Below are 13,164 nucleotides of genomic sequence, written 5' to 3'. Positions count from 1 at the left end.
AAGAGGGGTATGAGGATTGCTCGCATCCAACCTTCGGTTGATTCGCGGACCGATCGGAGTCGCGATGCCCCGGGCGGGTGTGCCCGGCGAGTCTGGTGGGAGTCAAGAGCAACCGACCGGAGATCCGCGTGTTCATCGCACTGAGAGACATCACCTTCGCCAAAGGACGGTTCACCCTCATGGGGTCCGTCGTGGCGCTCATCACCCTGCTCGTCGTCCTGCTGTCCGGGCTCACCTCCGGGCTCGCCGGGGAGAACGTCTCCGGCGTCGAAAACCTCAGAGGCGACCTGGTCGCGTTCGGCGGCGAGAAGGTCTCCTTCTCCGACAGCACGGTCACCGCCGCGCAGTGGAAAGGCCTGGGCGGGCAGGCTCTGGGGATCACACAGACCCGCCTCACCCGTGGCGACGCGAACCAGGCGGTCGCGGTCTTCGGCTCCGACACCCTGGCGCCGGTGCGGCAGCGCGACGGCGAGCTGGTCGTGTCGCCGGCCCTCGGCCTGGCCGCCGGGGAGACCGTGACGATCGGCGACCGGCCGTACCGGATCAGCGCGATCGGCCCGGAGGAGTCCTACGGTCACACGCCCGTGGTGTGGTCCACCCTCGCGGACTGGCAGCACCTCGCGCACGCCAAGCCGGACACCGCGACCGTGGTCGTGCTGAGCGGCGACGTTCCCGCGCGGACGCTGGGCACGCACCCCGTGACCAAGAGGGAGTCGCTGGCCGGGATCGGCTCCTACACCTCCGAGAACGGCTCGCTGACGATGATGCAGGGCTTCCTGTTCGTCATCTCGGCGCTGGTCATCGGGGCGTTCTTCACCGTGTGGACGGTCCAGCGCCAGGGCGACATCGCGATCATGAAGGCGCTCGGCGCATCGAGCGGCTACCTGATGCGCGACGCCCTGGGCCAGGCGCTGATCGTGCTGGCCGCGGGCGGGGGGGTCGGCGGGGCCGCCGGGCTCGGGGTCGGGGCGCTCGCCGAACGGGTCATGCCGTTCGTGGTGGACGTCTCGACGACGCTCGTGCCAGTGCTGGCCATGATCGCCCTCGGTATGGCGGGGGCCGTGCTCGCCGTTCGCCGTATCACCTCCGTGGACCCGCTGATCGCCCTGGGGAGCGCCCGATGAGCCTGGAACTGACCGACCTGCGTCTCACCTACGCAGACGGCGACACCACGCTGGTCGCCCTCGACGACGTGTCCCTGACCGTGAAGCCCGGCGAGCTGGTCGCGGTGGTCGGGCCCTCGGGGTCCGGCAAGTCCAGCCTGCTGGCCGTCGCCGGGACCCTGCTGCGACCCGACTCGGGCCGGGTGCTCATCGGCGGGACCGACGCCTCACGGCTCGGTGACAGGGAGCGTACGGCGCTGCGCAGGGAGCGGATCGGCATCGTCTTCCAGCAGGCCAACCTGATCGCCTCACTGACCGCGCTGGAGCAGTTGCGGGCCATGGACCACATGCGGGGCGGCAACTCCGGAAGGGCCGCCGACCTGCTACGGGCGGTGGGGCTGGCCGGCAGGGAGAACCGGCGGCCGCACCAGTTGTCCGGGGGCGAGCGGCAGCGGGTCAACATCGCCCGTGCGCTGATGGGCGATCCGGCCGTGCTACTGGTCGACGAGCCCACCTCCGCGCTGGATCACGCGCGGGGCGCGGAGATCATGGGATTGCTGTCGAAGCTGACCGAGGAACGCGCGGTGGCGACACTGCTGGTCACACATGACGTCGCGCAGATAGGGCATGCGCACCGGGTGACGGAGATGGACGACGGCCGCCTGTCGGAGCGGCACCCCGATCTCGCCCTGGACGTCTCTGCGCCGGGATCGTGACCGGACCGGGGCCGGGGCGCGGTGACGCCATGGCACGGTGACCCGGACCCGGAGGCTCAGTGACCCGGATCGGCGCCCCGGAGGCGCGGTGACGCCATGACGCGGTACGCGGTGACGTGTCCGTCCGCTGCGGTCACGATGTCCGCTGCGCCGCCGCCGCGTGCGCGCACGCGGCGGCGCGGTCGAGGAGCAGCGCGCGCTCACGCTCGTTCCGCGTGAGCGAGGCCGCCTGCCGGAACTCCTCGTGTGCCTCGTCGTGGCGGCCGAGCCTGGCGAGGAGGTCGCCGCGCACGCTCGGCAGGAGGTGGTAGCCCTTGAGCGACGGCTCCGAGGTCAGCTCGTCGACGAGCTCCAGTCCCGTCGCCGGGCCGAAGGCCATGGCGAGCGCCACCGCGCGGTTCAGCTCCACGATGGGGGACGGCGAGAGCCGGGACAGCGCCTCGTACAGCGCCGCGATACGCACCCAGTCCGTCTCCTCGGGAACGTGCGCCCGGGCGTGACAGGCGGCGATCGCGGCCTGCAGGGCGTAGGAGCCGAGCGTGCCACCGGGTTCCTCGGCACGTTCGAGTGCCGCGAGGCCACGGCGGATGCGGAGCCGGTCCCAGCGCGTGCGGTCCTGGTCGAGCAGCAGGACCGGCTCCCCGGACGGGCCGGTCCTGGCGGCCGAGCGCGACGCCTGGATCTCCATCAGCGCGACGAGGCCGTGGACCTCCGGCTCCTGCGGCATGAGCTCGGCCAGGACGCGGCCGAGGCGAAGGGCGTCCTTGCAGAGCGCCGGCCGCATCCAGTCGTCGCCGGCGGTCGCCGAGTAGCCCTCGTTGAACACCAGGTAGATGACCTCCAACACCGACGACAGCCGATCGGCCCGTTCGGCGACCTGGGGCACCTCGAAGGGCACCCGCGCCTCGGCCAGCGTCCGCTTGGCACGGACGATGCGCTGGGCGACGGTGGACTCGGGGACGAGGAACGCCCGCGCGATCTCCTCGGTCTTCAGGCCGCCGAGCATGCGGAGCGTGAGCGCGACCCGCGCCTGGGTGGACAGGACCGGGTGGCAGGCGGTGAACACCAGGCGCAGCAGGTCGTCGTCGATGTCGTCGTCGAGGGCCGCGTCGAAGTCGGGCGTCTCCCCCTGCTCGTCGATCCGGAGCTCGTGGCCGATCTCCTCGACCTTGCGCTCCAGCCGCTGCCGCCTGCGCAGCAGGTCGATCGCGCGGCGTTTGGCCACGGCCATGAGCCAGGCGCCCGGATTGTGCGGGATGCCTTCCCGCGGCCACTGTTCGAGCGCGGCGACCAGCGCGTCCTGGGCGAGCTCCTCGGCGACCCCGACGTCGCGCACGACCCGCGCGAGACCGGCGATGAGCCTCGCCGACTCGGTCCTCCAGACCACGTCGATCGCGCGGTTCGTCTCGGAAACCGTCATGTCCGCCAATGAGAGCAGTTTCCTCGGCGCCGCCGCAACACCGTCCGGGGATCGGTGGTGCCCGGGCCGGCCGACGCGCGGGCTCCGGTCACGCCTGTCCCGGCTCGGGGGCGAAGTCCTCCGGCCCGAACAGCTTGCGGATCTCGCTCTCGCCCTCCCAGCCCGCCCAGTGCTCCCGGTGAAGCTGCAGGAAGCGGGTGGCCACCTCGACCGCCTGCTCCTTCGACTCCACCTGCACCAGCGCGTAGCTGGCGATCAGCTCCTTGGTCTCGGTGAAGGGCCCGTCGGTCACGCTCAGTTTGCCTCCCGACAGCCGGACCCGTGCTCCCGCCGCGCTCGGGGCGAGCCCTCCGGTGTCGATCAGCACGCCGGCCTTGGCCGTCTCCTCCCCGTACCGGGCGATGGCGTCCATCAGCTCCTTCGGGGGGTCGCCGAGCCCCGGGTTCTCCTGGGTCTTGAGCAACAGGATGTATCGCATCATCGTGTCTCCTGTGAGGTTCGGGCGGGGGTCGAGGCCGGGTGTGCGGAGCGGGCCGGCCCGTTTCCGTCCACGTGTCGATCCGGTCCGGTTTCCGTCCGCGTGTCGATCCGGGGCGACCGGATCGGCGTGGCGGTCGAATTGTCCCGACCCTCGACCGGAAGCGCGACCACGAGAGCGCAACGATCTACCTTGGCCCTGCGCGCCGGGCTCGTTCCCGGCGGGGGTGGCGGGGTCGCCGGGCCGTGACCGGCTCTAGCCTGTAATACATGTATCGCGAGTGGGCTCCCGATCCGGCGATCGCCGGGCGGGTGGCCTGCCTGTGGGTGTCGACCGTGACTTCGGCGACGACGAAGCTGGTCGTCCCCGACGGCTGCGCCGATCTGATCTGGGGTCCTCAGGGGCCGCTGGTGGCTGGTCCCGACACCGGGCCGAAGCCGGTTCGGATGTCACCCGGTGACCGCTATGTCGGGATCCGGTTCCGGCCGGGCGCGGTGGGCGAGGCGTTCGGCGTGCCGGTCGAGGCCCTGCGTGATCTGCGGGTGCCGCTGGCCGAGCTGGGCGTGCTGCCGGAGCTGACGGCCGAGACCATGCGGGCCGCGACCATGCAGGAGGCGCTGGCCGTACGGCTGCGCGCGACGTCCGGGCCCGATCCTGCCGCACAGGCGATCGCGGCGGCGCTGCGGGCCGGAAAGAGCGTCGCGGAGGTGGCCTGGGAGCTGGGGTTCAGCGAGCGGCAGCTGCACCGCAGATCGCTGCGGGCTTTCGGCTACGGGCCCAAGATGCTCCAGCGGGTGATCAGGTTCCAGCGGGCGCTGCGGCTGGCCCGGCAGGGGACGGGACTGGCCGAGGTGGCCGCGGCCAGCGGCTACGCCGATCAGGCGCACCTGGCCAACGAGGTCAGACGGCTGGCCGGGACGTCCCTGGGCCGGCTCGTGGGCCGCCCGTAGCCGGTCGGCTCCCGACCGGCTACGGGCGACCGGCGCGACGGGACGGGACGGGCGGACTCGAACGGGAGCGGCTCATCCGTCCGATCGTGCGGGCGCCACGGGCAGGCGGGTCAGCTCGATGCCGAAATGGTCGCGGTAGGCGGCGAGCGTCTCGGCGTCGGTGGTCAGGTGCCGTTCGCTGCGTTCACCCCCCGAGGTGTGGACCAGCAGCCTGTCGCTCAGCGTGACACGGCCGGCCTCGGTGAGAAGCGAGCAGACCAGCGAGCGGGTGAAGTGCGACGCGGGCGAGGTCTGGTGCCACCAGGAGGTGGGCCCGAAGTCGGCCAGCACGCGCGGCCGCTGTTCGAGGCGGTATTCGAGCACCCCGTCCTTCAGCACGTCGAGATCGCCGTCGTCGGCCTCGACGATGCGGAAGGTGCCGCCGGGGTCGGGCTGGTCGGTGCGCACGTCGAGACGGAGCGGATGGTGGGCGAACCTGCCGAAGCCGACATCGACGAGCCAGGGGCCGGAGGCCTCCACCCGCAGGGCGACGTGGTCGAAGGGCGGCCCGATGGAGTCTCCACCGGACGTCCGCGCCGCCAGCATGGTCACCGGGTAGCCCAGCGAGCCGAGCAGCGCAGCGAAGGCGCCGTTGACCTCGTAGCAGAAGCCGCCCCTGCGCCTGTCGACGATCTTCTCGGCCAGCGCCCGCTCGTCGAGCACGATGGGTTCGCCGAGATGGATGCTCAGGTTCTCGAACGGGACCGACAGCAGGTGACGCAGTTGCAGCTCGCGCAGCGACCGCGCGTCCGGCCGCGCGGGACGGGCGGCGCCGATCCGCTCGAGGTAGGCGTCCACGGCCGTCTCACTCAACGCGTGCATCTTCACTCACTCCGCGGACCGGCCGGGCCGCCGGCCTGCTGGAGTCCCTGAGACGCCGCCGGGCCTCCCGGGAGAGCGGGGACCTCCATCGCGACGGCTCCGCCGCCGACCCTGGTGCGTCCGTCTGCCTCGGCGATCGAGACCTTGAGCTCGCTGGGCCGCCCCATGTCGACGCCCTGGATGATCGTGAACTCGTCCGATCCGGTGCCCAGGGTCCGGAGGTAACCGCCGAAGGCGGCGGCCGCGGCCCCGGTGGCCGCGTCTTCGACGGCGCCGCCGACCGGGAAGGGGTTACGGGAGTGGAAGCGCTCGTCGCTCTCCCGCCAGAACAGGTTCACCGTCGTCCAGCCCTCACGCGTCATGATCGAACGCAGGCCCTCGAAGTCGTAGTCGAGGTCGGCCAGGCGCTCGCGCGAGCCGGCGGCCAGCATGAGGTGCTCGTTCCCGCCGAAGGCGACATGCGGCGGGAAGGCCCTGTCCAGGTCGTCGCGTGACCAGCCGAGAGCGGCGAGCGTCTCGTCCAGCGTCTGCTCGGCGACCGGCCTGGAGTGGGCCGGCACGCTGGTGAGCGTCGCGCGCAGCGTCTCCCCGTCGACGACGGTGTCAACGGTGATCTCGCCCGCCTTGGTGTCGAACACCAGCCGTCCCACCCCGATCCGCTCGGCCAGGATCACCGAGGCGGCGATCGTGGCGTGGCCGCAGAACGTCACCTCGGCCGCGGGCGAGAAGTAACGGATCCGGAAGGTGCGGCTCTCGTCGTCGCGGTCGGTCACGAAGACGGTCTCGGAGTAGCCGACCTCGGCGGCGATGGCGAGCATCTCGGCGTCGGAGAGCCCGCCGGCGTCGAGGACGACGCCGGCCGGGTTTCCCCCCTCTGGATCATGGGTGAAGGCGGCGTAGCGCAGGATCTCAACGTTGTTCGTCATACCCGGAGAACCTACCGGGTGCGTGGCAGGCGGCCAGGTGGAGGCCGGAAGGCCCCGGGGCCGCGCCCGTCCCGGACGGGCGTAGCCTCGGGGCCGGTCTCAGGCGGACGCGGGGACGACGGGCGGTCTCAGGCGGAGGACGACGGCCGGTCTCAGGCGGGCGCGGGGACGACGGGTCGCGGGGCCTTCTCCGGCGTCTCGGCCGGGGCCGTGGAGACGCGGCGGCCCCAGGGCATGGCCAGAGCCAGGATCGGCAGGAGCACGACGGAGCTCTGCGCCCAGACCGAATGCAGCCCCCACCAGGTGTCGGTGTCGAACTGGGTCATGTAGAGGTAGCCGTACCCGGCCCAGAGGGAGACGCCGATGACGGCGGGCCAGGCGAAGCGGGTGGGGCGGGCGACCAGGAACGGCATGAACCACAGCAGGTACTGCGCGCCGAGGCGGGGGGTGGTGACCATGAAGGCGAGCAGCAGGGCGGTGGTGAGGTCGATCGGGTCGGCTCGGCGCCACAGGAACGCCACGACCAGCATCGTGACGTAGATCAGCCGGGTGCCGAACGTGGCGATCCCGGGGTGGAGCGTCCAGTCGCCGCCGACCGCGATCGCGCTGTAGCCCCACTCCCCGACGATCGGGCGGACATCTCCCATGACCCGGATGACCTCGGGGATCTGGTCCAGCGAGGTGCCCGCGAAGATCGGCAGGGTGACCAGGAAGAAGACCGGGGCGACACCGGTGGCGACGAACGCGACGACCCGGGCGCGGAAGGTCGGCAGCAGCAGGAGCATGCCGGGGATCAGCCAGATCGGCCAGCTCTTGGCGCACAGTGCCAGGCCCATCAGCAGACCGGCGAACAGCGCCCGGCGCAGGACCGGCTGCTCGCCGGAACGGGGCGCGAGCCCCCGGCTGACCACGCCGGCGGGGCCCAGGGCATGCCGTACGGCGCCGCCGACGCCGCGGGCCGTGACGCTCCGCCGTGCGAGCGCGACCACGTCGGTCGTCAGGCCCGGCCGGTCGGGGTGGCCGGGTCCGCGGGCGACCACGAACGCGGCCACGCCGAAGACCAGCGCGACCGGCTCGACCTGGCCGTGGACGCAGGCGACGAGGATGGCCAGCGGGTTGCAGGCGTACTGGAAGGCGCGCAGCGAGGCGGTGGGACCGCCGGCGAGCTTGCCGACCAGGGGGATCAGCGCGATGTCGGCCACCACGGTGACCAGCCGGCCGCCGATCTCCCACGGGATGCCCAGCCAGAGCAGCAGGCCGTACACGTAGGGGATGGTCGGCAGGAAGTGCCAGCCGCCCTCGCTGCCGAGCACGGGGTCCTGGTGTCGCAGGATCGCCTCACCTGCGGGCTTGAAGCTCTCCATGAAGTCGACCGGCTGCCAGGTGTCGATCACCGAGGTGGTCATGATGAGCACCCGGAACCCGATCCCGACCGCGAGCACCACGAGGAGCGAAGGCCGCCAACCCCTCCATTGCGCGACGAGAGCGAGCACGACACCGGAGACGAGGACGAGCCCCGTGAGAATTGCGTAATCCATGACGGACAACAGACTGCCGGAAGCCACGGCCAACCACCCACCCGGTCCCCGAAAACGAGACCAGTCTCTCAGCTTTAATAGCATAGAGTAGCTGAATTATCGCATTTGGTAACAGGGGGAGCGGACATGGCCAGATCGCCGGAAAATGGGTCCAGGTCGTTCGGCGGACGACTGGCCGCGCTGCCGCCACAGGTGTGGGTCGCGCTGGTGCTGGCCGCGCTCGGCGCGGCCTTCATCGCACAGAACCGTGACCACGTCCGGATCCGCTGGCTGACGATCAGCGCGACCTCGCCGCTGTGGATCGCGCTGCTGGCCGCGATGGCGGTCGGCGTGCTCATCGGCCTGTTGCTCCGCCGGTCGTCGAGGCGGAAGTGAACGCCGCGCGGGTGTAGAGCAGCGCGGCCAGGGCCGTCGCGGCGAGCAGGACGTAACCGATCACGTAGGTGCCGGTGGCGGAGTAGACGACCCCCATGACCAGCGGCGGGAAGTAGCCGCCCAGGCCGCCGGCCGCGCCCACCAGGCCGGTCACGGTGCCCACCTTGGACGGCTCGACGAGCTTGGCGACCAGGGCGAAGACGCCGCCGGTGCCCAGCCCGAGGAAGAAGGCCATGAGCACGAAGCAGGTCCCGGCGAGGATCTCCGGCGGCGGGTTGAAGGTCAGGACGATCGCCATGACCGTGGTTCCCGCGAGTGAGACCAGCAGCACCCTGGCCGGGCCGACCCGGTCGGAGAGCACCCCGCCCAGTGGCCGGGCGGCGACCGCGGCGATCGAGAATCCGGCGGTGCGCAGGCCGGCTCCGGTCTGCGTGAAGTGGTAGACGTTCTGCAGGAGGGTGGGCAGGTAGGTGGAGAACGCGACGAATCCGCCGAAGGCGACGGCGTAGAGGAACGCGCACTGCCAGGTGGCCTTGACCTTCATGGCCTCGCGCATGCGGGGCAGCGCCGGCGCGGTGGACGGCTTCCAGGCCGGCGAGTTGCGGCTGAACAGCAGCATCACGACGCCCATCGCCGCGAGGGCGACGGCCATCAGCATGTGGGTCGACGCCCGGCCGACGGCTTCGACCAGGCGGGGGGTGAGGAACGCCGACAGCGCCGTGCCCCCCATGCCGGCGCCGAAGACGCCGGTGGCGAAGCCGCGTCGCGCGGGTTCGTACCAGGCGTTGACGAAGGGGATGCCCACAGCGAAGGAGGTGCCCCCGACGCCGAGCAGGAAGCCCCACAGCAGCAGCCATCCGTAGGAGTCCGCCCAGCCCTCGAAGAGGACCGGGATGATGGTGACGAAGCAGATGACCGCGAACATCAGCCGCCCGCCGAGCCGGTCGGCGAGCACGCCGACCGGGATCCGGCCGAGGGATCCGACCAGCACCGGGATCGCGACCAGCATGGAGGTCTGGGTCGGCGACAGGCCCAGTTGCCTGCTGTAGCCGCCCGAGAGCGGGCCGATCAGGTTCCACGCCCAGAAGGTGATCGCGAACGCGGCCGTGGCGAGGATCAGGTTGATCGTCTGCCCTCTGCGGATTTCATCAGATATGTGACTTTTATGAATTTCATCCGACATGCATACCCCTTACCATCACAAATATTAACCGTCTGTGATGAACTGGACACATGGCGTCCGATGTCGAGAATCTACTCCTCAGGACAGGCCGGTTCTTCAGACGGGCACCGGCGAACGACGATCCGCGAACGCTGTACCTGGTCGGGGGCCGCGAGGGCGACGCCTTCTACCGGGACCGCTGGAGCCATGACAAGGTGGTCCGCTCCACGCACGGGGTGAACTGCACGGGCTCGTGCTCCTGGAAGGTCTACGTCAAGGACGGGATCATCACCTGGGAGACCCAGCAGACCGACTACCCGAGCGTGGGCCCGGACCGGCCCGAGTACGAACCGCGCGGCTGCCCGCGAGGGGCCGCCTTCTCCTGGTACACCTACTCCCCCACCCGGATCCGCCACCCCTACGCGCGCGGGGTGCTGGTGGAGATGTACCGCGCGGCCCGGCGCGGCGGCCTCGATCCGGTCGCCGCCTGGGCGGAGGTCACCACCGACCCCGCCAAGCGGCGCGCCTACCAGAACGCCCGGGGCAGGGGCGGCCTGATCCGGATCACCTGGCCCGAGGCGACCGAGATGATCGCCGCCGCGCACGTGCACACCATCAAGGCCTACGGCCCCGACCGGGTGGCCGGCTTCTCCCCGATCCCCGCCATGTCGATCGTCTCCCACGCGGCCGGTTCACGGTTCGTCTCGCTGATCGGCGGGACGATGCTGTCGTTCTACGACTGGTACGCCGACCTGCCCGTCGCCTCCCCGCAGGTCTTCGGCGACCAGACCGACGTGCCGGAGTCGGCCGACTGGTGGGACGCCGCCTACCTGGTCCTGTGGGGCGCCAACGTCCCGGTCACCAGGACCCCGGACGCGCACTACATGGCCGAGGCCCGCTATCGGGGGCAGAAGGTCGTCGTGGTCTCTCCTGACTACAACGACGCGGCGAAGTTCGCCGACGAGTGGCTGTCGATCCGGCCGGGCACCGACGGGGCGCTGGCCATGGCGATGGGCCACGTGCTGCTGCGGGAGTTCTTCGTCGAACGGCAGGTGCCGTACTTCACCGGATACGTCAAGCGCTTCACCGACCTTCCCTTCCTGGTACGGCTGCGCGAGCGCGACGGCGTCCACGTGCCCGACAAGTTCCTCACCGCGGCCGATCTGGGCGACACCGGTGAGGGCGGCGAGTGGAAGACGGTCCTGATGGGCGCCGACGGCCGGCCCGTGGTGCCGAACGGCTCGCTCGGCTTCCGCTGGACCGACTCGGGCAAGGGCCGCTGGAACCTCCGGCTGGACGTCGACCCGCTGCTGACCCTGTACGGCGGGCGGCCGGTCGCGGTCGATCTGCCCCGCTTCGACGGCGGCGCCGGCAGCGTACGCCGGGGCGTGCCGGGGCGGCAGGTGGGCGAGCACCTGGTGACCACGGTCTTCGACCTGATGCTCGCCCAGTACGGCGTGGCCAGGGACGGCCTTCCCGGGACGTGGCCGAGCGGCTACGACGATCCGGCCGAGCCGTACACCCCCGCCTGGCAGGAGCCGATCACCTCGGTTCCGGCGGACAGGGCGGTGCGGATCGCCCGGGAGATGGCGGAGACGGCCGCGAAGACGGAGGGCCGCTTCATGATCGTGCTGGGCGCGGGGACCACGCAGTGGTTCCACGGGGACACGATCTACCGGGCGTTCCTGTCGCTGCTGCTGCTCACCGGCTGCCAGGGCGTCAACGGCGGCGGCTGGGCGCACTACGTCGGCCAGGAGAAGTGCCGGCCGCTGAGCGGCTGGACGCAGCTGGCGGGCGCGCTCGACTGGTCCCGCCCGGCGAGGCAGACGCCGGGCACGCCGTACTGGTATCTCCACACCGACCAGTGGCGCTACGACCGGTTCGACGCCGGAGAGCTCTGCTCGCCGCTGGGGCCGGGCGGGTTCACCGGCCTGCGTACGGCCGACCTGGTGGCGAGAGCGGTGCGCAACGGCTGGATGCCGATGGCGCCGGCCTTCGACCGCAACCCGCTGGAGCTGGGCGAGGCCGAGGACCCGGTGGGGTTCACCCGCCAGGAGCTGCGGGAGGGCCGGCTGCGGTTCGCCGCCGAGGACCCGGACGATCCGCGCAACTGGCCGCGGGTGCTCACGGTGTGGCGTTCCAACCTGCTCGGGTCGTCGGCCAAGGGCAACGAGTATTTCCTGCACCACCTGCTGGGCGCCGACTCCAACCTGCCGGAGCCCGACCCGGACGCCCCGCGCGGCAAGCTCGACCTGCTGCTCTCCCTGGACTTTCGGATGACGTCCACGACGCTGTTCTCCGACATCGTCCTGCCGGCCGCCACCTGGTACGAGAAGCACGACCTGTCCTCCACCGACATGCATCCGTTCGTGCACGCCTTCAACCCAGCGATCGACCCGCCCTGGGAGGCGAAGACCGACTTCGACGCCTTCCACGCCATCGCGGCGCGCTTCTCGGAGCTGGCCGCCGAGCACCTGGGCGTGCGCCGGGACGTGGTGGTGGCCGTCGCCCAGCACGACACGCGGGGGGAGACCGCGCAGCCCGGCGGGCGGGAGCCGGACGGGCCGGTCGTACCGGATCTGGTCGTGGTGGAGCGCGACTACGGCGCGGTCGCCGCCAAGATGGCCGCGCTCGGGCCGCTCGCCGAGGAGCGGGGGATGCCGGTCAAGGGGGTGGTGTTCCACCCCGACGCGGAGGTGGCCTGGCTCGGCCGGAGCAACGGGCTGGCCCGCGACGGGGTCGCCCGGGGACGGCCGCTGCTGGACACCGAGGCCAGGGCGTGCGAAGCGGTCCTGGCTCTGTCGGGCGTCAGCAACGGGCGGCTCGCCGCGCAAGGCTTCGCCCAGCTGTCCGAACGCACCGGCACCGACCTGTCGGGGCTGGCGCACGACGGCCACCGGATCGTGTTCTCCGACACGCAGGCCAGGCCGGTCCACGTGGCCTCCAGCCCCGAGTGGTCGGGCAAGGAGGCGCACGACCGGCGCTACTCACCCTTCACGATCAACGTCGAGCACGACAAGCCCTGGCACACCCTCACCGGGCGCATGCACTTCTTCCTCGACCACGACTGGATGCACGAATACGGCGAGGCGCTGCCGGTCTACCGCCCGCCGCTGGACATCGCGGCGCTGTTCGGCGAGAGCGGCCAGGTGCAGGACGGGATCGTGGTCCGCTACCTCACCCCGCACTCCAAGTGGTCGATCCACTCCGAGTATCAGGACAACCTGATCATGCTGACCCTCTCACGAGGCGGTCCGACCGTGTGGATGTCGGTCGAGGACGCCGCGGCGATCGGGGTGGCCGACAACGACTGGATCGAGGCGGTCAACCGCAACGGCGTGGTCGTGGCCAGGGCGATCGTCTCGCACCGGATGCCCGCCGGAACGGTGTACGTCTACCACGCCCAGGACCGGGTGGTGGACGTGCCGCTGTCGGAGCGGACCGGCCGGCGCGGCGGCATCCACAACTCGCTGACCCGGGTGCTCATCAAGCCGACCCACATGATCGGCGCCTACGGCCAGCTCTCGTTCGCCTTCAACTATCTCGGCCCCACCGGCAACCAGCGCGACGAGATCACGATCATCCGCCGCCGCGCCCAGGAGGTGCGTTACCAGTGACCGGACGGCGGACGACGA

At 71.3% G+C, this 13,164-nt stretch carries 11 protein-coding genes; 5 read left to right on the top strand and 6 right to left on the bottom strand.

Annotated features, from left to right (window positions below):
* Window positions 1-128 precede the first annotated feature (128 nt).
* Both ACQPYK_RS10540 and ACQPYK_RS10535 read left to right on the top strand, forming a co-directional pair.
* Complete coding sequence (locus tag ACQPYK_RS10540) at window positions 129-1,124, top strand: ABC transporter permease (protein WP_433253618.1); 996 nt, start codon at window positions 129-131, stop codon at window positions 1,122-1,124.
* Window positions 1,121-1,819 (top strand): ABC transporter ATP-binding protein, encoded by a 699-nt coding sequence (locus ACQPYK_RS10535; RefSeq protein WP_433253616.1) that lies wholly within the window; start codon window positions 1,121-1,123, stop codon window positions 1,817-1,819. Before ACQPYK_RS10540 ends, ACQPYK_RS10535 begins: the two co-directional genes overlap by 4 nt.
* Before the next feature lie 133 nt (window positions 1,820-1,952).
* Here ACQPYK_RS10535 and ACQPYK_RS10530 read toward each other — a convergent pair whose 3' ends face one another.
* Complete coding sequence (locus ACQPYK_RS10530) at window positions 1,953-3,239, bottom strand: RNA polymerase sigma factor (RefSeq protein WP_433253614.1); 1,287 nt, start codon at window positions 3,237-3,239, stop codon at window positions 1,953-1,955.
* 88 nt (window positions 3,240-3,327) lie between these two features.
* On the bottom strand, window positions 3,328-3,720 hold the full coding sequence (locus tag ACQPYK_RS10525) for a YciI family protein (RefSeq protein ID WP_433253612.1): 393 nt from the start codon (window positions 3,718-3,720) through the stop codon (window positions 3,328-3,330).
* Window positions 3,721-3,986: 266 nt separating this feature from the next.
* On the opposite strand from ACQPYK_RS10525, the gene ACQPYK_RS10520 reads away from it, so the two are divergent.
* Complete coding sequence (locus ACQPYK_RS10520) at window positions 3,987-4,667, top strand: DUF6597 domain-containing transcriptional factor (RefSeq protein ID WP_433253610.1); 681 nt, start codon at window positions 3,987-3,989, stop codon at window positions 4,665-4,667.
* 72 nt (window positions 4,668-4,739) lie between these two features.
* On the opposite strand, the gene ACQPYK_RS10515 is transcribed toward ACQPYK_RS10520, so the two are convergent.
* The 3 genes from ACQPYK_RS10515 to ACQPYK_RS10505 all read right to left on the bottom strand — a co-directional run bounded on the left by ACQPYK_RS10515 (window position 4,740) and on the right by ACQPYK_RS10505 (window position 7,992).
* Complete coding sequence (locus ACQPYK_RS10515; RefSeq protein ID WP_433253608.1) at window positions 4,740-5,519, bottom strand: arylamine N-acetyltransferase family protein; 780 nt, start codon at window positions 5,517-5,519, stop codon at window positions 4,740-4,742.
* Between the two features lie 11 nt (window positions 5,520-5,530).
* Window positions 5,531-6,454 carry a PhzF family phenazine biosynthesis protein gene (locus ACQPYK_RS10510; RefSeq protein ID WP_433253606.1) on the bottom strand — a complete coding sequence of 308 codons (924 nt, stop codon included), beginning with the start codon at window positions 6,452-6,454 and terminating at the stop codon, window positions 5,531-5,533.
* A 152-nt stretch (window positions 6,455-6,606) separates the two neighbouring features.
* On the bottom strand, window positions 6,607-7,992 hold the full coding sequence (locus ACQPYK_RS10505; protein WP_433253604.1) for a hypothetical protein: 1,386 nt from the start codon (window positions 7,990-7,992) through the stop codon (window positions 6,607-6,609).
* Between the two features lie 126 nt (window positions 7,993-8,118).
* Here ACQPYK_RS10505 and ACQPYK_RS10500 point away from each other — a divergent pair, with 126 nt between their 5' ends.
* Window positions 8,119-8,367, top strand: coding sequence for a LapA family protein (locus ACQPYK_RS10500; protein WP_433253602.1), 249 nt, complete (start codon window positions 8,119-8,121; stop codon window positions 8,365-8,367).
* On the opposite strand, the gene ACQPYK_RS10495 is transcribed toward ACQPYK_RS10500, so the two are convergent.
* On the bottom strand, window positions 8,327-9,550 hold the full coding sequence (locus ACQPYK_RS10495; protein ID WP_433253600.1) for an MFS transporter: 1,224 nt from the start codon (window positions 9,548-9,550) through the stop codon (window positions 8,327-8,329). The genes ACQPYK_RS10500 and ACQPYK_RS10495 overlap by 41 nt on opposite strands.
* A 50-nt stretch (window positions 9,551-9,600) precedes the next feature.
* On the opposite strand from ACQPYK_RS10495, the gene ACQPYK_RS10490 reads away from it, so the two are divergent.
* On the top strand, window positions 9,601-13,146 hold the full coding sequence (locus ACQPYK_RS10490) for a nitrate reductase subunit alpha (RefSeq protein WP_433253598.1): 3,546 nt from the start codon (window positions 9,601-9,603) through the stop codon (window positions 13,144-13,146).
* Window positions 13,147-13,164 lie beyond the last annotated feature (18 nt).

The sequence above is a fragment of the Streptosporangium sp. CA-135522 genome (genome assembly GCF_050949235.1).
Lineage (GTDB): Bacteria > Actinomycetota > Actinomycetes > Streptosporangiales > Streptosporangiaceae > Streptosporangium.
This window is presented reverse-complemented; position numbering and strand designations above follow the sequence as displayed.

What these genes read in the sequence shown, in the direction of transcription:
- ACQPYK_RS10500 (WP_433253602.1), top strand. Translation starts at nt 8,119, where the DNA reads ATGGCCAGATCGCCGGAAAATGGGTCCAGGTCGTTCGGCGGACGACTG.
- ACQPYK_RS10535 (WP_433253616.1), top strand. Translation starts at nt 1,121, where the DNA reads ATGAGCCTGGAACTGACCGACCTGCGTCTCACCTACGCAGACGGCGAC.
- ACQPYK_RS10525 (WP_433253612.1), bottom strand. Translation starts at nt 3,720, where the DNA reads ATGATGCGATACATCCTGTTGCTCAAGACCCAGGAGAACCCGGGGCTC.
- ACQPYK_RS10520 (WP_433253610.1), top strand. Translation starts at nt 3,987, where the DNA reads ATGTATCGCGAGTGGGCTCCCGATCCGGCGATCGCCGGGCGGGTGGCC.
- ACQPYK_RS10490 (WP_433253598.1), top strand. Translation starts at nt 9,601, where the DNA reads ATGGCGTCCGATGTCGAGAATCTACTCCTCAGGACAGGCCGGTTCTTC.
- ACQPYK_RS10495 (WP_433253600.1), bottom strand. Translation starts at nt 9,550, where the DNA reads ATGTCGGATGAAATTCATAAAAGTCACATATCTGATGAAATCCGCAGA.
- ACQPYK_RS10510 (WP_433253606.1), bottom strand. Translation starts at nt 6,454, where the DNA reads ATGACGAACAACGTTGAGATCCTGCGCTACGCCGCCTTCACCCATGAT.
- ACQPYK_RS10505 (WP_433253604.1), bottom strand. Translation starts at nt 7,992, where the DNA reads ATGGATTACGCAATTCTCACGGGGCTCGTCCTCGTCTCCGGTGTCGTG.
- ACQPYK_RS10530 (WP_433253614.1), bottom strand. Translation starts at nt 3,239, where the DNA reads ATGACGGTTTCCGAGACGAACCGCGCGATCGACGTGGTCTGGAGGACC.